Annotated in this window: 41 protein-coding genes; 39 read left to right on the forward strand and 2 right to left on the reverse strand. The window is 44.8% G+C overall.

What is annotated here, in order from left to right:
• Positions 1 to 22: 22 nt before the first annotated feature.
• The 5 genes from kefG to SJY39_RS02950 all read left to right on the forward strand — a co-directional run bounded on the left by kefG (position 23) and on the right by SJY39_RS02950 (position 4,596).
• Entirely contained in the window at positions 23 to 607 is a 585-nt protein-coding gene (gene kefG / locus SJY39_RS02930; protein WP_010435196.1) for a glutathione-regulated potassium-efflux system ancillary protein KefG, read from the forward strand.
• Positions 594 to 2,390 carry a glutathione-regulated potassium-efflux system protein KefB gene (gene kefB / locus SJY39_RS02935; RefSeq protein ID WP_010435193.1) on the forward strand — a complete coding sequence of 599 codons (1,797 nt, stop codon included), beginning with the start codon at positions 594 to 596 and terminating at the stop codon, positions 2,388 to 2,390. The genes kefG and kefB overlap by 14 nt, the downstream gene beginning before the upstream one ends.
• Before the next feature lie 155 nt (positions 2,391 to 2,545).
• The gene (locus SJY39_RS02940; RefSeq protein ID WP_022570897.1) at positions 2,546 to 2,746 is read left to right on the forward strand and encodes a YheV family putative zinc ribbon protein; all 201 of its coding nucleotides are present in this window, start codon (positions 2,546 to 2,548) and stop codon (positions 2,744 to 2,746) included.
• 96 nt (positions 2,747 to 2,842) lie between these two features.
• On the forward strand, positions 2,843 to 3,427 hold the full coding sequence (gene slyD / locus SJY39_RS02945; protein WP_016783707.1) for a peptidylprolyl isomerase: 585 nt from the start codon (positions 2,843 to 2,845) through the stop codon (positions 3,425 to 3,427).
• Between the two features lie 203 nt (positions 3,428 to 3,630).
• The gene (locus SJY39_RS02950; protein WP_016791426.1) at positions 3,631 to 4,596 is read left to right on the forward strand and encodes an isoaspartyl peptidase/L-asparaginase family protein; all 966 of its coding nucleotides are present in this window, start codon (positions 3,631 to 3,633) and stop codon (positions 4,594 to 4,596) included.
• A gap of 181 nt (positions 4,597 to 4,777) precedes the next feature.
• On the opposite strand, the gene SJY39_RS02955 is transcribed toward SJY39_RS02950, so the two are convergent.
• Positions 4,778 to 5,005, reverse strand: coding sequence for a SlyX family protein (locus tag SJY39_RS02955; protein ID WP_004729640.1), 228 nt, complete (start codon positions 5,003 to 5,005; stop codon positions 4,778 to 4,780).
• Positions 5,006 to 5,009: 4 nt separating this feature from the next.
• A complete protein-coding gene (locus SJY39_RS02960; protein ID WP_010435178.1) occupies positions 5,010 to 5,987 on the reverse strand; it encodes a WD40 repeat domain-containing protein in 978 nt (325 codons plus the stop codon).
• Positions 5,988 to 6,118: 131 nt separating this feature from the next.
• On the opposite strand from SJY39_RS02960, the gene fkpA reads away from it, so the two are divergent.
• The 34 genes from fkpA to rpsK all read left to right on the forward strand — a co-directional run bounded on the left by fkpA (position 6,119) and on the right by rpsK (position 25,598).
• Entirely contained in the window at positions 6,119 to 6,895 is a 777-nt protein-coding gene (gene fkpA, locus SJY39_RS02965; RefSeq protein WP_010435176.1) for an FKBP-type peptidyl-prolyl cis-trans isomerase, read from the forward strand.
• Between the two features lie 205 nt (positions 6,896 to 7,100).
• Positions 7,101 to 7,826, forward strand: a complete 726-nt coding sequence (locus SJY39_RS02970; protein ID WP_004729851.1) for a transcriptional regulator — start codon at positions 7,101 to 7,103, stop codon at positions 7,824 to 7,826.
• Positions 7,820 to 8,209, forward strand: coding sequence for a sulfurtransferase complex subunit TusD (tusD, locus tag SJY39_RS02975; RefSeq protein WP_010435174.1), 390 nt, complete (start codon positions 7,820 to 7,822; stop codon positions 8,207 to 8,209). The genes SJY39_RS02970 and tusD overlap by 7 nt, the downstream gene beginning before the upstream one ends.
• Entirely contained in the window at positions 8,206 to 8,562 is a 357-nt protein-coding gene (gene tusC / locus SJY39_RS02980) for a sulfurtransferase complex subunit TusC (protein ID WP_010435172.1), read from the forward strand. Before tusD ends, tusC begins: the two co-directional genes overlap by 4 nt.
• Positions 8,563 to 8,570: 8 nt before the next feature.
• Entirely contained in the window at positions 8,571 to 8,846 is a 276-nt protein-coding gene (gene tusB / locus SJY39_RS02985; protein ID WP_010435170.1) for a sulfurtransferase complex subunit TusB, read from the forward strand.
• Between the two features lie 182 nt (positions 8,847 to 9,028).
• The gene (gene rpsL, locus SJY39_RS02990; RefSeq protein ID WP_004737194.1) at positions 9,029 to 9,403 is read left to right on the forward strand and encodes a 30S ribosomal protein S12; all 375 of its coding nucleotides are present in this window, start codon (positions 9,029 to 9,031) and stop codon (positions 9,401 to 9,403) included.
• Positions 9,404 to 9,509: 106 nt separating this feature from the next.
• The gene (gene rpsG / locus SJY39_RS02995; protein WP_010435163.1) at positions 9,510 to 9,980 is read left to right on the forward strand and encodes a 30S ribosomal protein S7; all 471 of its coding nucleotides are present in this window, start codon (positions 9,510 to 9,512) and stop codon (positions 9,978 to 9,980) included.
• 166 nt (positions 9,981 to 10,146) lie between these two features.
• Positions 10,147 to 12,243 (forward strand): elongation factor G, encoded by a 2,097-nt coding sequence (gene fusA / locus SJY39_RS03000; RefSeq protein ID WP_016768003.1) that lies wholly within the window; start codon positions 10,147 to 10,149, stop codon positions 12,241 to 12,243.
• Between the two features lie 147 nt (positions 12,244 to 12,390).
• Positions 12,391 to 13,575 (forward strand): elongation factor Tu, encoded by a 1,185-nt coding sequence (gene tuf / locus SJY39_RS03005; protein ID WP_010435158.1) that lies wholly within the window; start codon positions 12,391 to 12,393, stop codon positions 13,573 to 13,575.
• A gap of 444 nt (positions 13,576 to 14,019) precedes the next feature.
• Complete coding sequence (gene rpsJ / locus SJY39_RS03010) at positions 14,020 to 14,331, forward strand: 30S ribosomal protein S10 (RefSeq protein WP_004736761.1); 312 nt, start codon at positions 14,020 to 14,022, stop codon at positions 14,329 to 14,331.
• Between the two features lie 14 nt (positions 14,332 to 14,345).
• The gene (gene rplC / locus SJY39_RS03015) at positions 14,346 to 14,975 is read left to right on the forward strand and encodes a 50S ribosomal protein L3 (protein ID WP_004736763.1); all 630 of its coding nucleotides are present in this window, start codon (positions 14,346 to 14,348) and stop codon (positions 14,973 to 14,975) included.
• 16 nt (positions 14,976 to 14,991) lie between these two features.
• Positions 14,992 to 15,594, forward strand: a complete 603-nt coding sequence (rplD, locus tag SJY39_RS03020) for a 50S ribosomal protein L4 (RefSeq protein ID WP_004738803.1) — start codon at positions 14,992 to 14,994, stop codon at positions 15,592 to 15,594.
• Positions 15,591 to 15,893 (forward strand): 50S ribosomal protein L23, encoded by a 303-nt coding sequence (gene rplW / locus SJY39_RS03025; protein WP_004736765.1) that lies wholly within the window; start codon positions 15,591 to 15,593, stop codon positions 15,891 to 15,893. Before rplD ends, rplW begins: the two co-directional genes overlap by 4 nt.
• 14 nt (positions 15,894 to 15,907) lie before the next feature.
• Complete coding sequence (rplB, locus tag SJY39_RS03030; protein WP_010435149.1) at positions 15,908 to 16,732, forward strand: 50S ribosomal protein L2; 825 nt, start codon at positions 15,908 to 15,910, stop codon at positions 16,730 to 16,732.
• A gap of 19 nt (positions 16,733 to 16,751) precedes the next feature.
• Positions 16,752 to 17,030: a 30S ribosomal protein S19 gene (gene rpsS / locus SJY39_RS03035; RefSeq protein ID WP_004736729.1), complete on the forward strand. Its 279-nt coding sequence runs from the start codon at positions 16,752 to 16,754 to the stop codon at positions 17,028 to 17,030.
• Between the two features lie 10 nt (positions 17,031 to 17,040).
• Positions 17,041 to 17,373 (forward strand): 50S ribosomal protein L22, encoded by a 333-nt coding sequence (gene rplV, locus SJY39_RS03040; RefSeq protein ID WP_004736732.1) that lies wholly within the window; start codon positions 17,041 to 17,043, stop codon positions 17,371 to 17,373.
• 18 nt (positions 17,374 to 17,391) lie between these two features.
• Positions 17,392 to 18,090 (forward strand): 30S ribosomal protein S3, encoded by a 699-nt coding sequence (gene rpsC / locus SJY39_RS03045; RefSeq protein ID WP_004736734.1) that lies wholly within the window; start codon positions 17,392 to 17,394, stop codon positions 18,088 to 18,090.
• Between the two features lie 11 nt (positions 18,091 to 18,101).
• Positions 18,102 to 18,512 carry a 50S ribosomal protein L16 gene (gene rplP, locus SJY39_RS03050; RefSeq protein WP_004736736.1) on the forward strand — a complete coding sequence of 137 codons (411 nt, stop codon included), beginning with the start codon at positions 18,102 to 18,104 and terminating at the stop codon, positions 18,510 to 18,512.
• Positions 18,512 to 18,703 carry a 50S ribosomal protein L29 gene (gene rpmC, locus SJY39_RS03055; RefSeq protein ID WP_004736737.1) on the forward strand — a complete coding sequence of 64 codons (192 nt, stop codon included), beginning with the start codon at positions 18,512 to 18,514 and terminating at the stop codon, positions 18,701 to 18,703. Before rplP ends, rpmC begins: the two co-directional genes overlap by 1 nt.
• Positions 18,703 to 18,957: a 30S ribosomal protein S17 gene (rpsQ, locus tag SJY39_RS03060; RefSeq protein WP_004736739.1), complete on the forward strand. Its 255-nt coding sequence runs from the start codon at positions 18,703 to 18,705 to the stop codon at positions 18,955 to 18,957. Before rpmC ends, rpsQ begins: the two co-directional genes overlap by 1 nt.
• A gap of 162 nt (positions 18,958 to 19,119) precedes the next feature.
• Positions 19,120 to 19,491, forward strand: coding sequence for a 50S ribosomal protein L14 (rplN, locus tag SJY39_RS03065; protein ID WP_004736740.1), 372 nt, complete (start codon positions 19,120 to 19,122; stop codon positions 19,489 to 19,491).
• Between the two features lie 11 nt (positions 19,492 to 19,502).
• On the forward strand, positions 19,503 to 19,820 hold the full coding sequence (gene rplX / locus SJY39_RS03070) for a 50S ribosomal protein L24 (RefSeq protein ID WP_004738792.1): 318 nt from the start codon (positions 19,503 to 19,505) through the stop codon (positions 19,818 to 19,820).
• 24 nt (positions 19,821 to 19,844) lie between these two features.
• Positions 19,845 to 20,384: a 50S ribosomal protein L5 gene (gene rplE / locus SJY39_RS03075; RefSeq protein WP_004738790.1), complete on the forward strand. Its 540-nt coding sequence runs from the start codon at positions 19,845 to 19,847 to the stop codon at positions 20,382 to 20,384.
• Between the two features lie 16 nt (positions 20,385 to 20,400).
• Entirely contained in the window at positions 20,401 to 20,706 is a 306-nt protein-coding gene (gene rpsN / locus SJY39_RS03080) for a 30S ribosomal protein S14 (RefSeq protein ID WP_004738789.1), read from the forward strand.
• A 29-nt stretch (positions 20,707 to 20,735) separates the two neighbouring features.
• Positions 20,736 to 21,128 (forward strand): 30S ribosomal protein S8, encoded by a 393-nt coding sequence (gene rpsH / locus SJY39_RS03085; protein WP_009847785.1) that lies wholly within the window; start codon positions 20,736 to 20,738, stop codon positions 21,126 to 21,128.
• Between the two features lie 10 nt (positions 21,129 to 21,138).
• Positions 21,139 to 21,672 (forward strand): 50S ribosomal protein L6, encoded by a 534-nt coding sequence (gene rplF / locus SJY39_RS03090; protein WP_010435141.1) that lies wholly within the window; start codon positions 21,139 to 21,141, stop codon positions 21,670 to 21,672.
• 9 nt (positions 21,673 to 21,681) lie between these two features.
• A complete protein-coding gene (gene rplR, locus SJY39_RS03095) occupies positions 21,682 to 22,035 on the forward strand; it encodes a 50S ribosomal protein L18 (protein ID WP_004738784.1) in 354 nt (117 codons plus the stop codon).
• Between the two features lie 14 nt (positions 22,036 to 22,049).
• A complete protein-coding gene (gene rpsE / locus SJY39_RS03100) occupies positions 22,050 to 22,550 on the forward strand; it encodes a 30S ribosomal protein S5 (protein ID WP_004738783.1) in 501 nt (166 codons plus the stop codon).
• Between the two features lie 7 nt (positions 22,551 to 22,557).
• Positions 22,558 to 22,734 carry a 50S ribosomal protein L30 gene (rpmD, locus tag SJY39_RS03105; RefSeq protein WP_004736756.1) on the forward strand — a complete coding sequence of 59 codons (177 nt, stop codon included), beginning with the start codon at positions 22,558 to 22,560 and terminating at the stop codon, positions 22,732 to 22,734.
• A gap of 5 nt (positions 22,735 to 22,739) precedes the next feature.
• The gene (rplO, locus tag SJY39_RS03110; RefSeq protein WP_004736758.1) at positions 22,740 to 23,174 is read left to right on the forward strand and encodes a 50S ribosomal protein L15; all 435 of its coding nucleotides are present in this window, start codon (positions 22,740 to 22,742) and stop codon (positions 23,172 to 23,174) included.
• A 20-nt stretch (positions 23,175 to 23,194) separates the two neighbouring features.
• Positions 23,195 to 24,529 carry a preprotein translocase subunit SecY gene (gene secY, locus SJY39_RS03115; RefSeq protein WP_004738781.1) on the forward strand — a complete coding sequence of 445 codons (1,335 nt, stop codon included), beginning with the start codon at positions 23,195 to 23,197 and terminating at the stop codon, positions 24,527 to 24,529.
• A 41-nt stretch (positions 24,530 to 24,570) separates the two neighbouring features.
• On the forward strand, positions 24,571 to 24,684 hold the full coding sequence (gene rpmJ / locus SJY39_RS03120; RefSeq protein ID WP_000868186.1) for a 50S ribosomal protein L36: 114 nt from the start codon (positions 24,571 to 24,573) through the stop codon (positions 24,682 to 24,684).
• A 148-nt stretch (positions 24,685 to 24,832) separates the two neighbouring features.
• Complete coding sequence (gene rpsM / locus SJY39_RS03125) at positions 24,833 to 25,189, forward strand: 30S ribosomal protein S13 (protein ID WP_004738779.1); 357 nt, start codon at positions 24,833 to 24,835, stop codon at positions 25,187 to 25,189.
• Between the two features lie 19 nt (positions 25,190 to 25,208).
• Entirely contained in the window at positions 25,209 to 25,598 is a 390-nt protein-coding gene (gene rpsK / locus SJY39_RS03130; RefSeq protein WP_004738778.1) for a 30S ribosomal protein S11, read from the forward strand.
• Positions 25,599 to 25,624 lie beyond the last annotated feature (26 nt).

A 25,624-nucleotide genomic window follows, 5' to 3' on the forward strand; every position in this document is an offset into this window, starting at 1 on the left:
CTTAAAGGAATGTTTCAAAGGAATGAGTATTACTCCCTCGATAGACAAACCCGTGCCAAAGGTATTAGTGATCTATGCGCACCCAGAGCCGCAAACCTCTATCGCTAACCAGATCATGGTTAAAAAGATAGAGTCGCTTGGGAATGTTAAAATCCACGATCTTTATGCCCTCTATCCTGACTTCTTTATTGATGTGCCTTATGAGCATGAACTGCTTCTGCAGTACGATGTGATTGTATTCCAACATCCTTTGTTTATGTACTCATGCCCTTCGTTATTGAAGGAATGGTTTGACCGAGTATTAGGCAAGGGCTTTGCGTTTGGTGAGCAAAGTGCACTTAAGGGTAAGCATTGGCGCAGTGTTATCACCACGGGTGGTAAAGAAGAGGCGTTTGGTGCTGCAGGCTATAATAAGTATCCCTTACAAGAGATCTTGCAACCGTTTGAGCTAACTGCCGCTTTGTGCCAGATGCACTGGATGTCACCTTTAGTTTTACATTGGGCTCGAAATGTCTCGGATATGACGCGTTACCAACACGCTGAAGAATATCGAAATTGGTTGCGAGATCCGCTACAAGATATAGGAGCAAATGATGGCTCTGACTAATGATTTCCTACAAAGTAGCGCTATATTTTTAGCGGCGGCTGTGGTTGCGGTTCCTATCGCGCAGCGAGCAGGCTTAGGTTCAGTATTAGGTTACTTATTAGCGGGTGTCGCTATTGGTCCATGGGGGCTTGGCCTAATCAGTGACGTAGAGGCCATTCTACATTTCTCAGAGTTCGGGGTGGTGCTGCTGCTCTTCCTTATTGGTTTAGAGCTTAACCCCAAAAAACTGTGGCAGATGCGGGCGCCTATTCTCGGCTTAGGGGGGGCGCAAGTGTTGATCACCACCTTGATTATTACCGCCATCGCCTGTTTGTTCGGATTGACTTGGCAAACTAGCCTCGTGATAGGTATGGGGTTAGCCTTATCTTCGACAGCCATCGCCTTGCGCGTTATTGAAGAGCGAGAGCTTGGTGGTAAAGAAGCGGGACAGTCAGGCTTTGCAGTCTTACTTTTCCAAGATATTGCAGTAATCCCTATGTTAGCGGTGTTGCCTCTGCTTGCGGGCAATACGGGCGGTAGTTGGGCTGACATGTTGTGGATGCTAGGCGGCGTGATTGGCTTACTTGTTGGTGGTCATTTCTTACTGAGACCACTATTCCGCTATGTGGTCATGAGCGGTGTTCGTGAGTTGTTTACCGTTGCAGCGCTGCTATTGGTGATTGGTATTGCCGTCATCATGCAGCAGATTGGTTTGTCGATGGCGCTGGGTACTTTCTTAGCGGGTGTTCTTCTAGCAGAAAGTGAATATCGACACGAGCTTGAAATTGCGATTGACCCATTCAAAGGGTTATTGCTTGGCCTGTTCTTTATCTCTGTGGGTATGGCGGTGAACTTAGGTTTACTAGCCGAAAGCCCATTCGCGATACTGATTGCAGTTTGTGCATTGGTCGTGTTGAAAGGTTTGGTACTGTATGCACTTGCCCGTATCTTTGGTACACAGACAAAAGCGCGTAGCCGAATGGCGATGATACTCAGCCAAGGTGGTGAGTTTGCCTTTGTTATTTTTACTGCGGCGAGTGCACAGGGTATTTTAAGTGGTGAACAGGTATCGTTCTTACTGGTCGTGGTGAGTTTATCAATGGTGACTACGCCATTGATGCTTAAGCTGCAAGACCGATTCTTTGCTCGTCAACTTAATCAAATCAGTGAAAGCGCGATGTCTTCTGATGTGGTTGATCGTAGCCCTAGAGTGATCATTGCTGGTTTTGGTCGTTTCGGTCAGATCATTGGTCGCTTGATGTACGCTAATAAGATTCGTATCACCGTCCTTGAAAGTGATGCCAGCCAAATACATATCCTTAGAAAATTCGGCTACAAGGTATTTTACGGTGATTCAACTCATCTAGAACTGTTACGTGCCGCAGGCGCTGATAGAGCGGAGGCGATTGTACTGTGTACTGACTCTCCCGATGAAATCATGAAAACCGTCGATTTATGTAAGCAGCACTTCCCGCGCTTAAAGATCTTAGCGCGTGCACGAAGCCGTGTTGAAGCCTATCAATTACTTAACCATGGTGTGAGCAACTACTCTCGTGAAACTTTCCTTGGAGCATTAGACTTAGGACGTCAAACATTGACTGAACTTGGCATGCATCCATATAAAGCGAAGCGAGCAGAAGCACATTTTAGGAAATTGGATAATGGTATGCTCAAAGAGTTACTTCCTCAGCACAACGAAGATGCCGAGCTAGCTCAAAGAGCGAAAGAGGCTCGTAAAGAGCTGGAAGAAATTTTTGGACACGAGATGGAAAATGATCATCAGTCTCGAAACTATTGGCAGTAGCCTGAGTCTAGAGTGAATAACCCGAGCTTAGGAATATAACTGAACTCAGAAATAGCAGTCTAAAGAACCAACCTAATAATAAACGCGGTCTCTGCTTAGTTTCTAATAGAGCGGGCGGGATGAACTGCGAATCCAGAGTAGTAAAGGACATTAACGTGAAACAGAAAAAACGCTTTATCGCTGGGGCGAGCTGCCCAAGCTGCAACACTCAAGATACTCTTCGCTGGTGGATAGAGAATAATATCGAATTGGTGGAATGTGTTGATTGTAATTTCAATGAGCAGCGGAAACCGAAAACTGTAGAGAAATCTGAACACGCGAATCAAGAAATGATCGGTATTTTTAAACCAGAATGATTGAGTTTCACTAATTCATCCCCATAATACCGGGTGTATAAAATTTATTCCTAGGCTCAACTGTTCGAGCCTAGTCCAAACCTCCTTGGAGCTCTCATGAAAATTGAAAAGAACGTAGTAGTTAGTGTTGCATATCAAGTGAAACTTGAAGATGGCGTAGTAGTTGACCAATCAACTGCAGAAGCTCCACTAGATTACCTTCACGGTCACAACAACCTAATTACAGGTCTTGAAAAAGAGCTTGAAGGCAAAGTTGCTGGTGACAAGTTCTCTGCAACGGTTACTCCAGAAGACGCTTACGGTGAACACAACGACGACCTAGTTCAACGTGTTCCTGCTGACGTATTCCAAGGTGTTGAGCAAATCGAAGTTGGTATGCGTTTCTTAGCGGATACTGACCAAGGTCCAATCCCAGTTGAAGTGACTGAAGTAGATGGCGACGAAGTTGTTGTTGACGGTAACCACATGCTAGCTGGCCAAACTCTAACGTTTGACGTTGAAGTTGTAGCGGTTCGTGAAGCGACTGAAGAAGAAGTTCAACATGGTCACGTACACCAAGAAGGTGGCTGTGGTGATCACGACCATGATCACGAAGGTGGTTGTTGTGGTGGCGAAGGCCATGACCACGGTGAAGAGAAAAAAGAAGGCTGCTGCGGCGGCGGTAGCTGTGGTTCTCACTAATACCGAATGAACGGTTTAGATTAAGAACGCTGAAAACCTCCCTTGTGGAGGTTTTTTCGTATTGGAGCCGAGGCTTGTTTGGATTAACTGTTTATCTAATAAGGCAACCATCCGAAAAAGTTTAGTTTCTACTATCAGACATCGGATCATGGATGTGGTATTGATAGAACAACATTATAAAAATACGTCAGTGGAGAATTCACATGTCACAGCTTTTTTCAATTGCCATTCATGGTGGTGCAGGAACCATCTTGCGAGAGCAAATGAGTGATGAATTAAAAACAGGCATCACAGAAGCTTTAAAAAAATCGGTGTTAGCTGGTTACCAGGTGCTGCAATCGGGCGGTGATGCTGTGGATGCTGTAGTTGCTTCGGTAAAAGTGATGGAAGACAGCCCACACTTTAATGCTGGTAAAGGCTCGGTGCTGACTCATGATGAGTTTGTTGAGATGGATGCTTCTGTTATGCATGGTAGTGAAATGGATGCCGGTGCGGTTGCGGGTGTTCGTCATATCAAGAATCCCATTGAACTTGCACGTGATGTAATGCTGAAAAGCGATCATGTGTTGTTGATTGGTGAAGGCGCTGAGAAGTTCGCCTTTGAGCATGAGTACACCTTCACCGAGCAGGATTACTTCTTTACCGAGCGTCGTTATGACCAACTTCTATCAATGAAAGAGAAGGGCATTTTTGCTTTGTCTGAAGCGAAATATGATGAACAGCAAGCCCATAAATATCCAGATGATAAGAAGTACGGCACGGTTGGCGCCGTGGCGTTAGATCAATCCGGGAACTTAGCTGCAGCAACCAGTACTGGTGGTGTGACCAATAAGAAATACGGTCGTGTGGGAGACTCTCCAATTATAGGCGCAGGCACTATTGCTGAAAATGGCAACGTGGCTGTTTCAACAACAGGTATGGGCGAGTTCTTCCTACGTAAAATGGTCGCCAGTGATGTCGCAGCACGAATGCGTTATCTCAAAGAAGATGTACATACGGCTTGTGAAACTATCATTCAAGGTGAGTTGAAGGCCATGGGTGGAGAAGGTGGCTTGATCGCTATTGATGGCCAAGGTGATATTCATTTTGGCATGAACAGTTCAGGGATGTATCGCGCGAGTGTTGATACTAACGGTTGTGTGGAAGTGAAAATTTATGCTGATGACTAAGCTTTTATTAGCTTAACTAGCTTTAGTTGAATTAGCGAAGATTAAACGAACAAAAGGGCGACAGATAAGCATCTGTCGCCCTTTTAGTTTTCTATGTCCCGTCCTGAAATGAGTTTACACATCGAGGGCGAGAGACTAGCGATATGCGTCACTAGAATCTATTCGTCATTTTGAACTGCGCTTAATAGTGCGGAGGTGGCGTCTCTTCTGATGCGTCAGCTAAGTTGGAGCCGTCCATATTTTTTACTTTACCCACCACGAACTTCATTTGATCTTGCATTCTCGTGATCAACATCTGTTGTTGGCTAAGCGCTTCATTGAGTTCTTCAATGGTTTGTTCTTGGAAAGCCAACTGACATTCTAGGTCATTCACACGGCTTTCTAGTTGTTCAATTCGCTTTTCTGTCATCGTTCTAATCCACATTCCAAGCTTGGGCGATGCCCGCAGAGGTGCCCGATATCACACGGTTCTTTTCATCAAAGGCTGCATCATACACTACCGCACGGGGAGGGCGAGCATCTTTTAGTGGCTCAGCATCGTGACGAGAAATTCGTTTTCCATCTTGAGTATTCCACACACTCACTTGGCTTGATGGCGTACCTGTCACCAGCATACTGCCGTTATCAGAAAAGCGAGCGCTAGAGAATATCAGCTGTCGAGACCAGCTTTGCAATTGCGCTTGAGGTTCACCTGTTTCCAAATCCCATATCATCGCTTGGTTGCCGCCATCGGAAGTAAAAGCTAATTCTCCATCCCGTTGTAGTGCAACTCGTACTACTCTTTGTTCATGCTTGAAGGTACGTAACACTAAGCCTGATTCGGTGTCCCAAAGGTAAGCTTTGTAGTCGTTACCGCCTGATAATGCGTAGCGCCCATTCGAAGAAAGGGAGACTGAATTTACTTTTTCTCTGTGAGCGAGGAACTCAAGACGGCGTCCGGTGACTAAGTCCACATAGATAGCTTTGCCATTAGATAGGCCAAGCAAGACTTTTTCACCATTGCTAGAAATATCGACATCACGAATCAAGCCATCGGAAATAGACCAGAGCCCCTCAGCCTGAGTCCAAGATAAGTCCCAAACGGCGAAGTTCATCTGGCTGGCGGTAATGGCAAAGCGGCCATTGTCTGAGATGCGGATTCGCGATACTTGGTTTTCGGATTGGTCTTGGGGGCCAAGTTGAGCGAGTTCTTTGTTTTGATCTAAATCCCAAAGGAGCAGTTGTTTTTCTTGAGAGTAGAGCAGGGCAAAACGTCCATCTCTGCTGAGTGCAAAGCTGGTGGCGCCATTGGGTTCTATTTCCCAACGCTGATCATCATCCTGGAAGAAAAAGCAACCATTTAACAAGGTGATGACAATTGTATATAGCAATGAGTGGAAAAATATTCGCATCACATCTAATAATCCGGTTTGTGTCGAAAGACATATGACTAGTATATTGTTATAACTAACGTATTCACACCAATCTAATCATTAGATTTGTGCACAATAACCAATGGCTTGGCCATTAATTGGAGAATTCAATGAAATCAGTTTTAAAAGTATCACTGCTTGCCGCAACGGTTATGCTAGCAGTTGGTTGTCAGAAAGAAGAACCAAAGGCAGAAGCTCCACAGGTTGAAGAAGTTAAAGTAGAAGCAGTAAACTTTAAAACAGAAGATGACAAAGCGGCTTACGCAATCGGTGTATCTTTCGCAAACTACCTAAGCACAAGTATTGATAAGCCAAGTGAGCTAGGCATTAACCTAGACAAAGACATGGTTCTTCAAGGTATCGAAGACGTATTCGCAGAGAAAACAGCACTGAACGAAGAAGAAACTCGCGCTGCTCTTGAAGCTCTAGACAAGCGTGTTGCTGAAACGATGCAAGCACAAGCTGCAGAAAAGTCAGCAGAAGTGAAAAAAGCGGGCGATGAGTTCCGCGCTGAGTTCGCAAAAACTGAAGGCGTAAAGCAAACTGAATCTGGCCTACTTTATCAAGTAATGACTGCTGGTGAAGGTGCTTCTCCAAAAGACACTGATACCGTTCAAGTACACTACAAAGGTACGCTAACAGACGGTACTCAGTTCGACAGCTCTTACGATCGTGGCGAACCAGCAACATTCCCACTAAACCGCGTAATCCCGGGTTGGACTGAAGGCGTACAACTGATGCAAGTTGGTTCTAAGTACAAGTTCGTTATTCCGCCAGAGCTAGCATACGGTGAGCAAGACACACCGACTATCCCTGCTAACTCAACGTTAGTGTTCGAAGTTGAACTATTAAACATTGATAACGCTGAAGCGGCTCCTGCTCAGTAATATCAGCGAGAACTCTTGTTCTCAAATTCGTTGATTGAACAAAAAGCCTAACTTCAAGTTAGGCTTTTTTTATGATTTGAAGGTGAGTATTTGATTTTTAAACTTGTTCTAAATCACTAGTTGCAATGTTAGCTAGGTGTGCAATTAAAATTTTCTGATAAACTTACATAAATTTGTTGATTTTTCACACGAAGGTAAGGAATAAGTGACTACTACAGAAACAGTCAATGCGGACGTGTTACTCGAAATGGAATCAGTCCATGTCATGCCATTCAGTGAACACGATAAAATTATCTTAAGATCTTACGAGGCCGTGGTCGACGGTATCGCGAGCCTGATTGGTCCGTTTTGTGAAATCGTTTTACACTCTCTAGAAGACCTCAATACTTCTGCAATCAAAATTGCCAATGGCGAAAACACAGGTCGTCAGGTTGGATCACCGATCACCGATCTTGCGCTAAAGATGCTAAAAGATATTGAAGGTTCTAAGCGTAACTTCTCTCGTTCATACTTTACTCGCGCTAAAGGTGGAGTATTAATGAAGTCAATCACGGTTGCTATTCGCAATGGTGAAGACCGAGTGATTGGCTTGTTGTGTATTAACGTCAACTTAGATGCACCTTTCTCACAAGTGCTGCAATCTTTTATGCCGACGCAAGATGCTGACGAAGCTGCATCTTCGGTTAACTTTGCTAGTGATGTTGAAGAACTTGTTGACCAAACGGTTGAACGAACCATTGAAGAAATCAATGCAGACAAGTCTGTATCGAACAACACCAAGAACCGTCAAATAGTGATGGAGCTTTACGACAAAGGTATTTTCGACATCAAAGACGCGATTAACCGTGTTGCTGAGCGTTTGAATATCTCTAAGCACACCGTGTACTTGTACATCCGTCAACGTAAAACAGAGGATGAAGAGGGTTGTTAAGTTATACGCTCTTAGTCAATGGACCTGTTTATGGTTCACAATCTGCCAGAAGTGCTTACCAGTTTGCATTGGCTCTACTAAAGCAGGGCCATAAGCTACACAGTGTATTCTTCTATCAAGACGGTGTGAGCAATGGCTCGAATCTCACTGTGCCTGCTAATGATGAATTTGATTTAGCTTCTGAGTGGCAAAAGCTTGCAAGTGAATATGACATTAGCCTTGAAACTTGTGTCGCAGCGGCCTTAAGACGAGGTGTGGTAAGCTCTGAAGAATCTGAGCAACATCAATTAAGCGGTTCTAATCTAGCATCTGGCTTCACTCAAACTGGGTTGGGAAGCTTATCTGAAGCGTTACTAACACAAGATAGGGTTGTGCAGTTTTGAGAAAATTAGCCTTTATATTTAATAGTTTTCCTCACACAACCGCGGCTGGTAGAGAAGGGCTAGATGCATTGCTCGCGGCTTCAGCTTTCAGTGAAGATATTACCGTGTTCTTTGTCGGAGATGGTGTGACACAGCTTCTCAAAGCACAGCAGCCAAGCGAAACACTATCACGTGACTACATCTCTGCATTTAAATTAATGGACCTATACGACATCGAACAGGTGTATGTGTGTCAACGTAGCCTAAATCAATTTGGTTTATCGACGGACAATTTACTGATTGATGTGACGGTTGTTGAAGTGGATCAATTAGCGCGAAAGTTAGCTCAATGCCAACAAATACTGACTTTTTAGGAAACGCTATGCTTCATATTGTAAAATCGGCAGAGAAACTAAAACTCGCATTATTGTATTCCCAACCACAGGATCAGTTTATTTTGGTCGAGGATGCTGTGTATGTTTGCCTTCCAAATCATGAGTTATACACTCAAATTTCTGCAGTTGAAGATGTGTCGGTATTAAAACCGGATCTCGACAGTCGAGGTTTACAACAGTTGGCTTCAAGTTCATTGGCTCAAGTAGACTTCGATGGATTTGTTAAATTAACGGTTTTAAACGACAAATCAGTAACTTGGTAACTATCTTTTATCATTGTGGTCAAAAATAAACCATCCTGAGCTCTAGATGGCTAAAAAAGATCTGTATATTTCTTGACACACCTCCCACTGCTGAATAGAATTTTGCGTCCCTAATTACGACTTGTAATTAGGGATAGATTTTTCACAAAGCTTACTTTCAAGTAAATTTCAGGAGCTAGTTAATGGCAACTATTAACCAGTTGGTTCGCAAACCTCGTGTAAAGCAAGTTGTTAAAAGCAACGTGCCTGCACTAGAAGCGTGCCCACAAAAACGTGGTGTATGTACTCGTGTTTACACTACTACACCTAAAAAACCTAACTCGGCACTACGTAAAGTATGTCGTGTACGTCTAACCAACGGTTTCGAAGTAACTTCGTACATCGGTGGTGAAGGTCACAACCTTCAAGAGCACAGTGTTGTATTAATCCGTGGCGGTCGTGTAAAAGACCTTCCGGGTGTACGTTACCACACTGTTCGCGGCGCGCTTGACTGTGCTGGCGTTAACGACCGTAAACAAGGTCGTTCTAAGTACGGTGTGAAACGTCCTAAGTCTTAATGCATTTTCTTTTTTAAAAGAAAGCGTTAAGTAAGGCCAAACACTATTTTATTTATTATTCTGAAAAGTTTTGGAAAAAACCTGAAGAAGACAACGGAGAATATCCATGCCACGTCGTCGCGTAATAGGTCAGCGTAAGATCCTTCCAGATCCTAAGTTCAAATCTGAATTGCTGGCAAAATTCGTTAACATCCTTATGGTTGACGGAAAGAAATCTACTGCAGAGAAAATTGTTTACACTGCACTAGATTCAATGGCTGAGAAGTCTGGTAAAGACCACTTAGCTGTATTTGAAGAAGCTCTTGAAAATGTTCGCCCAGCGGTAGAAGTTAAATCTCGCCGTGTAGGTGGTTCAACTTACCAAGTACCTGTAGAAGTTCGTCCGGTTCGCCGTAACGCTCTTGCTATGCGTTGGGTAGTTGAAGCTGCGCGTAAGCGTGGTGAAAAATCTATGGCTCAACGCCTAGCTGCTGAAATGCTAGACGCGTCTGAGAACAAAGGTACTGCGGTTAAGAAACGTGAAGACGTTCACCGCATGGCTGACGCAAACAAAGCGTTCGCACATTACCGTTGGTAATACCTTTTTAGTACTGCAAGGTTCCTTGCAGTACTTCTTTAGTTCCTATGCTTATGCTAGGAACTATTGCTATTTCTAGGGCAAGCCTTTTTTAGCGAAGTATCGCCATTAACGCATAATCTAGACATAGCAATAGTCCCTAAGTCTCGAATAAGAGGATTCAACCGTGGCTCGTAAAACTCCTATAGAGCAATACCGAAATATTGGTATCGTTGCTCACGTAGATGCAGGTAAAACAACCACAAGTGAACGTATTCTGTTCTATACCGGTCTTTCTCACAAAATCGGCGAAGTTCACGATGGTGCAGCAACCATGGATTGGATGGAGCAAGAGCAAGAGCGCGGTATTACGATCACTTCGGCTGCAACTACTACGTTTTGGCGTGGTATGGAAGCTCAGTACCCAGACCACCGTATCAATATCATCGATACTCCAGGACACGTTGACTTCACTATTGAAGTAGAACGTTCTCTGCGTGTACTTGATGGAGCCGTTGTCGTGTTCTGTGGCTCGTCGGGTGTTGAACCTCAGTCAGAGACAGTTTGGCGTCAAGCTGATAAGTACCAAGTTCCACGTATGGTTTTCGTTAACAAAATGGACCGTACAGGCGCAGACTTCTTGCGTGTAATTGAACAGATCAAGGACCGCCTAGGCGCGACTCCTGTTCCAATTCAACTGAACATTGGTGCTGAAGATAATTTCCAAGGCGTTGTCGATCTTATCAAGATGAAGGCAATCAACTGGAACGACGCTGATCAAGGCATGACTTTTACGTACGAAGATATTCCAGCAGACATGCAAGAAATGGCTGAAGAGTATCGTACAGAACTTGTTGAAGCAGCTGCAGAAGCATCTGAAGAGCTAATGGATAAGTACCTTGAAGAAGGTGAACTGACTGAAGCTGAAATCAAACAAGGTCTACGTACTCGTACCCTTAGCAATGAAATCGTACTCGCAACTTGCGGTAGTGCGTTCAAAAATAAAGGCGTACAAGCTGTTCTAGATGCCGTCGTTGATTTCCTTCCTTCACCTGTTGATGTACCTGCTATTAAAGGTATCGATGAGAACGAGAATGAAGCAGAGCGTCACGCAGACGACAAAGAACCGTTCTCTGCACTGGCATTTAAAATTGCAACAGACCCATTTGTTGGTACTTTAACTTTCATCCGTGTTTACTCTGGTGTTGTTGAAAGCGGTAAAACGGCTTACAACTCAGTGAAGCAACAACGTGAACGTTTAGGTCGCATTGTTCAAATGCACTCAAACAAACGTGAAGAAGTAAAAGAAGTACGAGCAGGTGACATCGCAGCTATTATTGGCCTTAAAGATGTGACCACTGGTGAAACGCTTTGTGACCAGAACCATAAAATCGTTCTTGAGCGCATGGAGTTCCCAGATCCAGTTATTCAGATCGTTGTAGAGCCGCGCTCTCAAGCTGATCAAGACAAAATGACGATCGCTCTAGGTAAGCTAGCAGCAGAAGATCCATCGTTCCGTGTTGAAACGGATGACGAAACAGGCCAGACACTAATTTCTGGTATGGGTGAACTGCATTTAGATATCATCGTTGACCGCATGAAACGTGAATTTAACGTTAACTGCAACGTTGGTAACCCGCAAGTTGCTTACCGTGAAACCATTCGTGGTACAGCGAAAGCGGAAGGTAAGTTCATCCGCGAACATGGTGGTAAAGGTCAGTACGGTCACGTATGGCTTAAGCTCGAACCATCAGAAGTTGGCGAAGGTTTTGTCTTTGTAGACGAAATTGCCAACGGTATCGTTCCAAAAGAGTTTATCGCTTCAGTTGCTAAAGGTGTTGAAGAGCAGATGAACAATGGTGTACTTGCTGGCTATCCAGTTTTGGATATCAAAGCTACACTATATGATGGTTCTTACCATGAAGTAGATTCAAGTGAGATGGCGTTTACAATCGCTGCCTCTATGGCTTTCAGAACGGGTGCACTTGAAGCGCAACCAGTTCTGCTTGAGCCTATGATGAAAGTTGAAGTAACTACTCCAGAAGACTGGATGGGTGATGTTGTTGGTGATATTAACCGTCGCCGCGGCCTCATTGAAGGTATGGACGAGGGGACAGCTGGCCTGAAGATAATTCGTGCACAAGTTCCGTTGTCTGTCATGTTCGGTTACGCAACTGATTTACGTTCTGCGACACAAGGTCGTGCTTCTTACTCTATGGAGTTTAGTGAGTACGCTGAAGTGCCTAACAATGTTGCAAAAGCAATCATTGCAGAACGTGGTTAAACAAGACGGACGCATTTTTTTTCATTTTTTGAAAGAACAATGCGTCCAAATATTGCGCTAACGAGAGTTGGCGCATAAAATAGCAATTTCTGGCGCGTCTCGCTCAATAATGAACGTGGCGAATCATAACTAGGAAGGAACACGATTGTGTCTAAAGAAAAATTTGAACGTACGAAACCGCACGTAAACGTTGGTACTATCGGCCACGTTGACCACGGTAAAACAACTCTAACTGCTGCTATCTGTACTACTCTTGCAAAAGTGTACGGCGGTGTTGCTAAAGATTTCGCATCTATCGATAACGCTCCAGAAGAGCGTGAGCGCGGTATCACAATCGCAACTTCTCACGTTGAGTACGACACTCCAGCACGTCACTACGCACACGTAGACTGTCCAGGACACGCGGATTATGTTAAAAACATGATCACTGGTGCTGCACAAATGGACGGCGGTATCCTAGTTGTTGCTGCGACTGACGGCCCTATGCCTCAAACTCGTGAGCACATCCTACTTGGTCGTCAAGTTGGTATCCCTTACATCATCGTATTCATGAACAAATGTGACATGGTTGATGACGAAGAGCTACTTGAGCTAGTTGAGATGGAAGTTCGTGAACTTCTTTCTGAATACGACTTCCCAGGTGATGACCTACCAGTAATCCAAGGTTCAGCACTTGGCGCACTAAACGGCGAGAAGCAATGGGAAGACAAGATCGTTGAGCTTGCAGAAGCACTAGATTCTTACATTCCTGAGCCAGAGCGTGCAGTAGACCAGCCGTTCCTACTACCAATTGAAGACGTATTCTCAATTCAAGGTCGTGGTACTGTTGTAACTGGTCGTATCGAGCGCGGTATCCTACGTGTAGGTGACGAAGTAGAAATCGTTGGTATCAAAGAGACTACTCTTACTACTTGTACTGGTGTTGAAATGTTCCGTAAACTGCTTGACGAAGGTCGTGCAGGTGAGAACGTTGGTGCACTTCTACGTGGTACTAAGCGTGATGACGTTGAACGTGGTCAAGTACTTTCTGCGAAAGGTTCAATCAACCCACACACTAAGTTTGAGTCTGAAGTATACGTACTTTCTAAAGACGAAGGCGGCCGTCACACTCCTTTCTTCAAGGGTTACCGTCCACAGTTCTACTTCCGTACAACTGACGTAACAGGCGACATCACTCTACCTGAAGGCGTAGAAATGGTAATGCCAGGTGACAACGTTCAAATGACTGTTGAGCTAATCGCTCCAATCGCAATGGACGAAGGTCTACGTTTCGCAATCCGCGAAGGTGGCCGTACAGTTGGTGCTGGTGTTGTAGCTAAAATCTTCGCTTAATAGCATTTAGATTTTTGCACACTCTTCATTAGAAGAGCACGCATTTAAAAAGGGAAGCTTTAGCTTCCCTTTTTTTTGTTTATAAATAAAGCCTTTTCCCGCGCAATACCTCACATCCTTTAAGCTCCTTTTTCAATATATTCCGATTATTTTTCCAACACCACTTGCATACTAAAGTGTGATCTGTATAATGCATCGCACTGGCTAACGCCGGTTTGTGAACCAATGAGCACTGAGGAGTAGGTCTTACCTAGTAATGTATACTCAGCTTATGTTCGCGGTTAATAAAAATAGTAAATATTGCATTTACTTCAAAAGTTAACTGACAATGCGTCCTGATTTTGGATGCTACGGTTTCACATAAATCAATCGGCATTCTCTCGTTCTTTCGAGCTTGAGTGGCGATATTGTTTGTGTAATTTTTAATAATTGGAGCTCTGTCTCATGCAGAACCAACGTATTCGTATCCGCCTTAAAGCGTTTGATTACAAGCTAATCGATGCTTCAACTGCGGAAATCGTTGAAACAGCAAAACGTACTGGCGCACAGGTTCGTGGTCCTATTCCACTTCCTACTCGTAAAGAGCGTTTCACTGTTCTTACCTCTCCACACGTCAACAAAGATGCACGTGACCAGTACGAAATTCGTACTCACAAGCGTTTGATCGACATCGTTGAGCCAACAGATAAAACTGTTGATGCTCTAATGCGTCTTGATCTTGCAGCTGGCGTTGATGTTCAAATCAGCCTAGGTTAAGGGAGATAAGAATAATGATTGGTCTAGTCGGACGTAAAGTGGGTATGACCCGCGTATTTACTGAAGAAGGCGTTTCTATCCCAGTAACTGTTGTTGAGGTTGAAGCGAACCGTATTTCTCAAGTTAAAACTCTTGAGACAGACGGCTACGCAGCAATCCAAGTAACTACTGGTGCTAAGAAAGCTAACCGTGTAACTAAACCTGAAGCTGGTCACTTCGCGAAAGCGGGTGTAGAAGCAGGTCGCGGTCTTTGGGAATTCCGTTTAGAAAACGGCGAAGAGTTTGAAGTTGGCGCTGAGCTAAACGTAGAACTTTTCAACGAAATTAAAAAAGTAGACGTTACTGGTACATCTAAAGGTAAAGGCTTCCAAGGCGCTATCAAGCGTTGGAACTTCTCTACTCAAGATATGACTCACGGTAACTCTTTGTCTCACCGCGCACCGGGTTCAATTGGCCAATGTCAAACTCCAGGCCGCGTGTTTAAAGGCAAGAAAATGGCAGGTCACATGGGTGCTGAGCGTGTAACGACTCAAAACCTAGAGATCGTACGTGTTGACGCTGAGCGCAATCTACTCCTTATTAAAGGTGCAGTACCGGGCTCAACAGGCGGAAACGTGATCGTAAAACCTGCTGTTAAAGCATAACGTCTAGGAGTAAGTAATGGAATTGATGGTTAAAGGTGCTGATGCACTAACTGTTTCCGAGACTACTTTCGGACGTGACTTCAACGAAGCTCTTGTACACCAAGTAGTTGTTGCATATGCAGCAGGTGCTCGTCAAGGTACTCGTGCTCAAAAGACTCGTTCTGAAGTATCTGGCGGTGGCGCTAAGCCATGGCGTCAAAAAGGTACTGGCCGCGCACGTGCTGGTACAATTCGTAGCCCAATCTGGCGTACAGGTGGTGTTACTTTTGCTGCGAAACCACAAGATCACAGCCAAAAAGTAAACAAAAAAATGTACCGCGGTGCTATGAAGAGCATTCTTTCTGAGCTAGTTCGTCAAGAGCGTTTAATCGTTGTTGATAACTTCTCTGTAGAAGCACCAAAAACAAAAGAACTTGTAGCTAAGCTTAAAGAGCTTGAGCTAAGCGACGTTCTGATTGTAACTGGCGAAGTAGATGAAAATCTATTCTTAGCTGCTCGTAACCTATACAAAGTAGATGCACGTGATGTTGCTGGTGTTGATCCAGTATCACTTATCGCTTTCGACAAGGTTCTAATGACTGCTGACGCAGTTAAGCAAGTTGAGGAGATGCTAGCATGATCACTGAAGAGCGTATCTTAAAAGTTCTACGTGCTCCGCACATCTCTGAAAAAGCAACTATGGCAGCTGAGAAAGCGAACACTATCGTTTTCAAAGTAGCTAAAGATGCAACTAAGAAAGAGATCAAAGCAGCTGTAGAAAAGCTATTTGAAGTTGAAGTTAAGTCTGTAAATACTCTTGTATTAAAGGGTAAGACCAAACGTCAAGGTATGCGTGAAGGCCGTCGTTCAGACGTTAAGAAAGCCTACGTTACTTTGAAAGAAGGTCAAGATCTTGACTTCGTTGGCGGCGCGGAATAACAGGAGTAGTAAAAATGGCTATTGTTAAATGTAAGCCGACTTCCCCTGGTCGTCGTCACGTCGTTAAAGTTGTTAACGCTGACCTACACAAGGGTAAGCCATACGCACCACTTCTAGAGAAAAACTCTAAGAACGGTGGTCGTAACAACAACGGTCGTATTACAGTACGTCACATCGGTGGTGGTCATAAGCACCATTACCGTGTAATTGACTTCAAACGTACTAAAGATGGCATCCCAGCGAAAGTTGAGCGTCTAGAATACGATCCAAACCGTAGTGCTAACATCGCTCTAGTTCTGTACGCAGACGGTGAGCGTCGTTACATCATTGCACCTAAAGGTGTTAACGCAGGCGACCAGATTCAATCTGGCGTAGATGCTGCAATCAAAGCAGGTAACACTCTGCCGATGCGCAACATCCCAGTAGGTTCTACTGTACACTGTGTTGAACTTAAGCCTGGTAAAGGTGCTCAACTAGCTCGTTCGGCTGGTGCTTATGCTCAAATCATCGCTCGCGATGGTGCATACGTAACTATCCGTCTACGTTCTGGTGAAATGCGCAAAGTACTTTCTGAAGGTCGTGCAACGATCGGTGAAGTTGGTAACTCTGAGCATATGCTACGTGAACTTGGTAAAGCTGGTGCTTCACGCTGGCGCGGCGTACGTCCAACCGTACGTGGTGTAGTAATGAACCCGGTGGATCACCCACATGGTGGTGGTGAAGGCCGCACATCTGGTGGTCGTCACCCAGTATCTCCTTGGGGCGTTCCTACTAAGGGCTTCAAGACTCGTAAGAACAAGCGCACTGACAAGTACATCGTACGTCGTCGCACTAAATAATTTATAAAGAGGAATCGCCATGCCACGTTCTCTCAAGAAAGGTCCTTTTATTGACCTACACTTGCTGAAGAAGGTAGAGAAAGCGGTGGAAAGCGGAGACAAAAAGCCTATTAAGACTTGGTCCCGTCGCTCAATGATCATCCCAACAATGATTGGTTTGACCATCGCTGTCCATAATGGTCGTCAGCACGTTCCAGTTTTCGTTACCGAAGAAATGATCGGTCACAAACTGGGCGAATTTGCACCAACTCGTACTTATCGCGGTCATGCTGCAGATAAGAAAGCTAAGAAGAAATAAGGAGTAGATGATGGAAGCTTTAGCTAAACATAACTTTGCTCGTATTTCTCCACAGAAAGCTCGCTTAGTTGCAGACCAAATTCGCGGTAAGTCGGTAGACCAGGCTCTAGAAATTCTAACTTTCAGCAACAAAAAAGCTGCTGTATTAGTTAAGAAAGTTCTTGAGTCAGCTATCGCTAACGCGGAACATAACGAAGGTGCAGATATCGACGATCTAAATGTCGCTAAAATCTTCGTAGATGAGGGCCCTATCATGAAGCGTATTATGCCTCGTGCTAAAGGTCGTGCGGATCGTATCTTGAAGCGTTCAAGCCACATCACTATTGTTGTAGCAGATCGCTAAAGACTAGGAGAGTAAGCAATGGGTCAGAAAGTACATCCTAATGGTATTCGTCTTGGCATCGTTAAGCCTTGGAATGCTACATGGTTTGCTAATACCAACGAATTCGCTGACAACCTAGACGGCGACTTCAAGGTACGTCAGTTCCTTACAAAGGAACTACAAAAAGCATCATTATCTCGTATCGTTATCGAGCGTCCAGCTAAGAGCATCCGTGTGACTATTCACACTGCTCGCCCTGGCGTTGTTATCGGTAAGAAAGGTGAAGACGTAGAGAAGCTACGCGCAGCTGTAGCTAAAATCGCAGGTGTACCAGCGCAAATTAACATCGCTGAAGTACGTAAGCCTGAGCTAGATGGTCAGCTTGTAGCTGATAGCATCGCGTCTCAACTAGAGCGTCGTGTTATGTTCCGTCGTGCAATGAAGCGTGCGGTACAAAATGCTATGCGTCTAGGCGCTAAAGGCATCAAAGTACAAGTAGGCGGCCGTCTTGGCGGTGCTGAAATCGCACGTTCAGAGTGGTACCGTGAAGGCCGTGTGCCTCTACACACTCTACGTGCAGACATTGATTACGCAACTTCTTCGGCTCACACTCAATACGGTGTGATCGGCATTAAAGTTTGGATCTTCAAAGGTGAGATTCTAGGCGGTATGCCAGCTGCTAACGCAGTAGAGCCAAAAGGCGATAAGCCTAAGAAGCAGCGTAAAGGCCGTAAGTAAGGAGTCGAACGATGCTACAACCAAAACGTACTAAGTTCCGCAAGGTTATGACTGGTCGTAACCGTGGTCTAGCTAAAGGTACTGAAGTAAGCTTCGGCGAATTCGGTCTTAAAGCTGTTGGCCGTGGTCGTCTGACTGCACGTCAAATCGAAGCGGCACGTCGTGCTATGACACGTCACATTAAGCGTCAAGGTCAAATCTGGATCCGTGTTTTCCCAGACAAACCGATTACTGAAAAGCCTCTTGAAGTTCGTCAAGGTAAAGGTAAAGGTTCAGTTGCGTACTGGGTTGCTCAAATCCAACCAGGCAAAGTTATGTACGAGATGAATGGCGTACCTGAAGAGTTGGCACGTGAAGCGTTCCGCCTAGCGGCACGTAAACTGCCTGTTAAAACTACTTTTGTAACTAAGCAGGTGATGTGATGAAAGCACAAGATCTACGCGAAAAGAACGTTGAAGAGCTTAACGCTGAGCTATTGAATTTGCTACGTGAACAGTTCAACTTGCGCATGCAAGCTGCAACTGGTCAACTTCAGCAAACTCATACTCTAAAAGCTGTACGCCGTGACATCGCACGTGTGAAAACTGTTTTGACTGAAAAGGCAGGCGCATAATGAGCGAAACTAACCGCATCCAGCAAGGCCGTGTAGTAAGTGACAAGATGGACAAGTCTATCGTTGTTGCTATTGAACGTACTGTAAAACACCCGATTTACGGCAAGTTCATCAAACGCACGACTAAAGTACACGCACACGACGAAGACAACACTTGTGGCCTAGGCGACAAAGTTGAAATCGCTGAGTGTCGTCCTCTGTCTAAGACTAAGTCTTGGACATTGGTTAAAGTTCTAGAAAAAGCGAAGATTTAATCTTTGTAATTCTATAACTTATAAGCGGCTCCAAATTATTTTTTGGAGCCGCTTGTTTTTTGTCTACCCAATTTAAAAAAAGGGTGGTACAATTCGCGTCCCTTTTAAAGAGGCAGCCCGACCCGAGAGGGTCTAGTTTTAATATTTAGCGGAGCACTAACAATGATCCAGATGCAAAGTACACTTGACGCAGCAGATAACTCTGGCGCGCGCAAGGTAATGTGTATTAAGGTTCTGGGTGGCTCTCACCGCCGTTATGCACATATCGGTGACGTCATCAAGGTTACAGTGAAGGAAGCGATTCCTCGCGGTAAAGTAAAGAAAGGTGATGTTCTGAAGGCGGTAGTAGTGCGCACCCGTAAAGGCGTTCGTCGCCCAGACGGTTCTGTCATTCGCTTCGACAGTAATGCTTGTGTATTGTTAAATGACACTACTGAGCAACCAGTCGGCACACGTATCTTTGGTCCTGTGACTCGTGAACTTCGTAACGCGAAATTCATGAAGATTGTATCACTAGCACCTGAAGTTCTGTAAGGAGCGGCAACATGGCAGCTAAAATCCGTCGTAATGACGAAGTAATCATTCTTGCTGGTAAAGATAAAGGCAAGAAAGGTAAAGTAACTAAGGTTCTGACAACTGGTAAAGTTATCGTTGAAGGCATCAACCTTGTTAAGAAACACCAAAAGCCGGTTCCGGCTCTAGGTCAACAAGGTGGCATCGTTGAACAAGAAGCAGCTATTGATGCTTCTAACGTTGCTGTTTTTAACGCGGCTACTGGTAAAGCAGACCGTATCGGTTTCCGTATCGAAGATGGCAAGAAAGTTCGTTTCTTCAAATCTAACGGCGAAACTGTTTCTAACTAATTAGAAGTAATTTGGAGTTCTACTATGGCGAAACTGCATGATTACTACAAGTCGTCTGTAGTCGCTGAGCTTACCAAAGAGTTCAGCTACACAAGCGTCATGCAAGTCCCTAGGATTGAGAAAATCACCCTAAACATGGGCGTTGGTGAAGCAATCAACGATAAGAAACTGCTAGAAAACGCAGCAGCTGATATGGCAACGATCTCTGGTCAAAAGCCACTTATCACTAAAGCGCGTAAATCTGTAGCTGGTTTCAAAATTCGTGAAGGCTACCCAATTGGTTGTAAAGTAACCTTGCGTGGTGAGCGCATGTGGGAATTTTTAGAGCGTTTAATCTCTATTGCACTTCCACGTGTACGTGATTTCCGTGGTGTTAGCGCTAAGTCTTTTGACGGTCGCGGTAACTACAGCATGGGCGTTCGCGAGCAAATCATCTTTCCGGAAATCGACTACGATAAAGTCGATCGCGTCCGCGGTCTTGATATCACTATCACGACTTCTGCGGGTTCCGATGAGGAAGGCCGAGCTCTGCTGGCTGCCTTTAACTTCCCATTCCGTAAGTAAGGGTAGGGTTACTGTTATGGCTAAACAATCAATGAAAGCACGTGAAGCTAAACGTGCAAAACTAGTAGCTAAGTTCGCTGAAAAGCGTTCTGCGCTAAAAGTTATCATTAGCGATGTAAACGCATCTGAAGAAGATCGTTGGAATGCGGTTCTTAAACTGCAATCTCTTCCACGTGATTCAAGTGCATCACGTCAGCGCAACCGTTGCAACCAAACTGGTCGTCCACACGGTTACCTACGTAAATTCGGTCTAAGCCGCATTAAGGTTCGTGAAGCTTGCATGAAAGGCGAGATTCCGGGTCTTCGTAAGGCTAGCTGGTAATTGCCACTTAATCATTTGGAGTAAATCTTATGAGCATGCAAGATCCGATTTCGGATATGCTGACCCGCGTTCGTAACGGTCAGGCAGCAAACAAAGTTGCTGTAAAAATGCCTTCTTCAAAGCTTAAAGTTGCAATTGCTGCATTACTTAAAGCTGAAGGTTACATCGTAGACTTCGCTGTTGACAGCGAAGCAAAACCTGAGCTAGAAGTTACTCTTAAGTACTTCCAAGCTAAACCTGTAATCGAGCAAATCAAGCGTGTATCACGTCCTGGTCTAAGAGTTTATAAAAATAAAGACTCTTTACCTACAGTGATGGGTGGTCTTGGTATTGCAGTTGTTTCTACTTCCAAGGGTCTGATGTCTGACCGTGCTGCTCGTAAAGCAGGTCTTGGCGGTGAAATCATCTGTTACGTAGCTTAAGGAGTAGATTATGTCTCGTGTTGCTAAAGCACCTGTCGCTATTCCAGCTGGCGTAGAGGTGAAACTAAACGGCCAAGAAGTTACTGTAAAAGGTAGCAAAGGTGAGCTTACTCGCGTTCTTAACAGCGCCGTAGTTATTGCACAAGAAGAAAACAACCTAACTTTCGGTCCGAAAGAAGGTGTTGCTAACGCATGGGCACAAGCTGGTACAGCTCGCGCTCTAGTTAACAACATGGTTGTGGGTGTTACTGAGGGCTTCACTAAGAAGCTAACTCTTAAGGGTGTTGGTTACCGTGCTGCTATGAAAGGCAACTCTGTAGGTCTAACTCTTGGTTTTTCTCACCCAGTAGAGCACGCTCTACCTGAAGGTATTAAAGCTGAGTGCCCTAGCCAAACTGAGATCATTATTACTGGTTGCGATAAGCAAGTAGTAGGTCAAGTTGCGGCTGACATTCGTTCTTACCGTGCTCCTGAGCCTTACAAAGGTAAAGGTGTTCGTTACGCAGATGAAAATGTGCGTACTAAAGAAGCTAAGAAGAAGTAAGGTATCACTATGGATAAGAAAGCATCTCGCATCCGTCGTGCTACACGTGCACGTCGTAAGATTGCAGAACTTGGCGCAACTCGCTTGGTAGTACACCGTACTCCTCGTCATGTTTACGCACAAGTTATCGCGGCAAACGGCTCTGAGGTTATCGCAGCTGCTTCTACTGTAGAAAAAGCGATCCGTGAGCAAGTTAAGAACACTGGTAACGTTGATGCAGCTAAAGCAGTTGGTAAAGCTGTTGCTGAGCGCGCTCTTGAAAAAGGCGTAGCTTCGGTTGCATTCGATCGTTCTGGTTTCCAATACCACGGTCGAGTAGCGGCGCTAGCAGAATCTGCTCGCGAAGCTGGTCTGAAATTCTAAGGTAGGGTTGGAAGATGGCTAAAGAACAACAACAAGCTAATGATTTGCAAGAAAAGCTGATCGCTGTTAACCGTGTATCTAAGACGGTTAAAGGTGGTCGAATCATGAGCTTCACTGCACTAACAGTAGTTGGTGACGGTAATGGTCGCGTAGGTTTCGGTTACGGCAAAGCTCGTGAAGTACCTGCTGCGATTCAAAAAGCAATGGAAAAAGCGCGTCGTAACATGGTTACTGTTGCGCTTAACGAAGGCACTCTTCACCACCCGGTGAAAGGTCGTCATTCGGGCTCTAAAGTTTACATGCAGCCAGCTGCAGAAGGTACAGGTGTTATTGCCGGTGGTGCAATGCGTGCTGTACTTGAAGTTGCGGGCGTACATAACGTACTTTCTAAAGCATACGGTTCAACGAACCCTATCAATATCGTTCGTGCAACGATTGGTGCTCTAGTAGACGTTAAGTCACCAGAAATGGTTGCTGCTAAACGTGGTCTAACTGTTGAATCTATTTCGGAGTAAGAACACGATGGCAACTATTAAAGTAACTCAAACTAAAAGCTCAATTGGTCGCCTACCTAAGCACAAAGCGTGCCTTAAAGGTCTAGGTCTTCGTCGCATCAACCATACAGTAGAACTTGAAGATACACCGTGCGTACGCGGTATGATCAACAAGGTTTACTACATGGTTAAGATTGAGGAGTAATCAGAATGCGTTTGAATACTCTATCACCGGCTGCTGGCTCTAAACCTTCTAAGAAGCGTGTAGGTCGTGGTATCGGTTCTGGCCTTGGTAAAACAGGTGGCCGCGGTCACAAAGGTCAAAAGTCACGTTCTGGCGGCTCTGTTCGTCCAGGTTTTGAAGGCGGTCAAATGCCTCTAAAACAACGTCTACCTAAATTCGGTTTCACTTCTCGTAAGAGCCTAGTGTCTGCTGAAGTTCGTCTAGCTGAGCTAGCGAAAGTAACAGGTGACGTAGTTGATCTTAACAGCCTTAAAGCTGCTAACGTTATCACTAAGAACATCGAATTTGTTAAGATCGTTCTTTCTGGTGACCTAAGCAAAGCTGTGACTGTTAAAGGTCTACGCGTGACTAAAGGCGCTAAAGCTGCAATCGAAGCTGCAGGCGGTAAAATCGAGGAATAATCTCGAGGAACGAGGTACAGATGGCTAAGAAACCAGGACAAGATTTTCGTAGTGCTCAGAGCGGCTTAAGTGAACTAAAGTCGCGCTTATTATTCGTAATTGGTGCACTTTTAGTATTCCGAGCCGGCTCTTTTGTGCCGATCCCTGGTATTGACGCAGCTGTACTTGCCGATTTGTTCGATCAGCAAAAAGGTACCATCGTTGAAATGTTTAACATGTTCTCCGGTGGTGCTCTTGAGCGTGCATCTATATTAGCATTGGGTATCATGCCGTACATTTCGGCATCGATCGTAGTCCAATTGCTAACTGTAGTTCATCCAGCGTTAGCGGAACTCAAGAAAGAGGGTGAAGCAGGCCGTCGTAAGATAAGCCAATATACACGCTACGGCACGCTTGTACTTGCAACATTCCAAGCTATTGGTATCGCAACAGGCTTACCAAACATGGTCGACAATCTGGTTGTTATCAACCAAACCATGTTTACGCTTATTGCTACCGTGAGTTTAGTAACTGGTACCATGTTTTTAATGTGGTTAGGTGAACAAATCACTGAGCGAGGAATCGGTAATGGTATTTCCATTCTGATTTTTGCAGGTATTGTTGCTGGATTGCCTTCTGCAATCGGTCAAACAATCGAGCAAGCGCGTCAAGGTGAATTGCATGTGCTTCTTCTGCTGTTGATTGCTGTATTGTCTTTTGCTGTTATTTACTTCGTAGTTTTCATGGAACGTGGTCAACGTCGTATCGTCGTTAACTATGCGAAACGTCAACAAGGTCGTAAAGTTTTTGCAGCACAAAGCTCTCACTTGCCTCTTAAGATTAATATGGCAGGTGTTATTCCAGCGATTTTTGCATCAAGTATTATTTTGTTCCCAGGAACATTAGCGCAGTGGTTTGGTCAAAATGGTGAAAGCAGCGCGTTCGGTTGGTTAACTGACGTGTCATTAGCTCTTAGCCCAGGTCAACCTTTGTATGTAATGCTTTATGCAGCAGCTATAATCTTCTTCTGTTTCTTCTATACAGCGTTGGTGTTTAACCCTCGCGAGACAGCTGATAACTTGAAGAAGTCTGGTGCATTCGTACCCGGTATCCGCCCAGGTGAGCAGACAGCGAAATATATCGATAAAGTGATGACTAGACTAACCCTTGCGGGCGCTCTATACATTACTTTTATATGTCTGATTCCTGAATTCATGATGGTCGCGTGGAACGTTCGTTTCTACTTCGGCGGCACATCACTACTAATCGTAGTGGTAGTTATCATGGATTTCATGGCACAGGTACAGACTCATCTGATGTCACAACAGTATGATTCTGTGTTAAAGAAAGCGAATCTGAAAGGTTACGGCCGTTAATTCGGTAGTAATTATTTCGATTCCATTTACGGAGTTTAGCAATGAAAGTTCGTGCTTCCGTTAAAAAAATCTGCCGTAACTGTAAAGTTATCAAGCGTAACGGTGTCGTTCGCGTGATTTGCAGTGAGCCAAAGCATAAGCAACGCCAAGGCTAATCAGCAGAAATTTTTACTTGAAATACTAGGTAGAGTCGAGTATATTCCTCGGCCTACCTTTTGCGTGCAAAAGAAGTAGTATGCCGCAGCGTATCCATAACGGGCTTTGCTGCGGATAATTCTTTTATGAACCCCTTAGGAGTGAATAATGGCCCGTATAGCCGGCATTAACATTCCTGATCATAAGCATTCTGTAATTGCACTTACTGCAATCTACGGTATTGGTAAAACTCGCTCTCAAGCTATTCTAGCTGAAGTGGGTATTGCTGAAGATGCTAAGATCAGTGAACTAACTGAAGAGCAGATCGATCAACTGCGTGATGGTGTAGCTAAATACACTGTAGAAGGTGATCTACGTCGTGAAGTATCGATGAACATCAAGCGTCTTATGGACCTTGGCTGTTACCGCGGTCTTCGTCATCGTCGCAGTCTACCACTACGTGGACAGCGTACTAAAACCAACGCTCGCACCCGTAAGGGTCCGCGCAAGCCGATCAAGAAATAGTCGGATAAGGTAGAGTACAATGGCAAAACAACCAACTCGCGCGCGTAAGCGCGTACGCAAGCAAGTAGCTGATGGCGTAGCGCACATTCATGCTTCTTTCAACAACACAATCGTAACTATCACTGACCGTCAAGGCAATGCTCTTGCATGGGCTACAGCAGGTGGTTCAGGTTTCCGTGGTTCTCGTAAATCTACTCCGTTCGCAGCACAAGTTGCAGCTGAGCGTTGTGGTGAAATGGCTAAAGAATATGGCCTAAAGAACTTGGAAGTTATGGTTAAGGGTCCAGGTCCAGGTCGCGAATCTACTGTTCGTGCACTGAACGCTGCTGGTTTCCGTATCACTAACATTGTTGATGCGACACCAATCCCTCATAACGGTTGTCGTCCACCTAAGAAACGTCGCGTTTAAGTTTCGTTTCTAGGAATATTGGAGAA

Origin of the sequence: Vibrio sp. R78045 (assembly GCF_042466085.1) — a bacterium.
Classification (GTDB): domain Bacteria; phylum Pseudomonadota; class Gammaproteobacteria; order Enterobacterales; family Vibrionaceae; genus Vibrio; species Vibrio cyclitrophicus.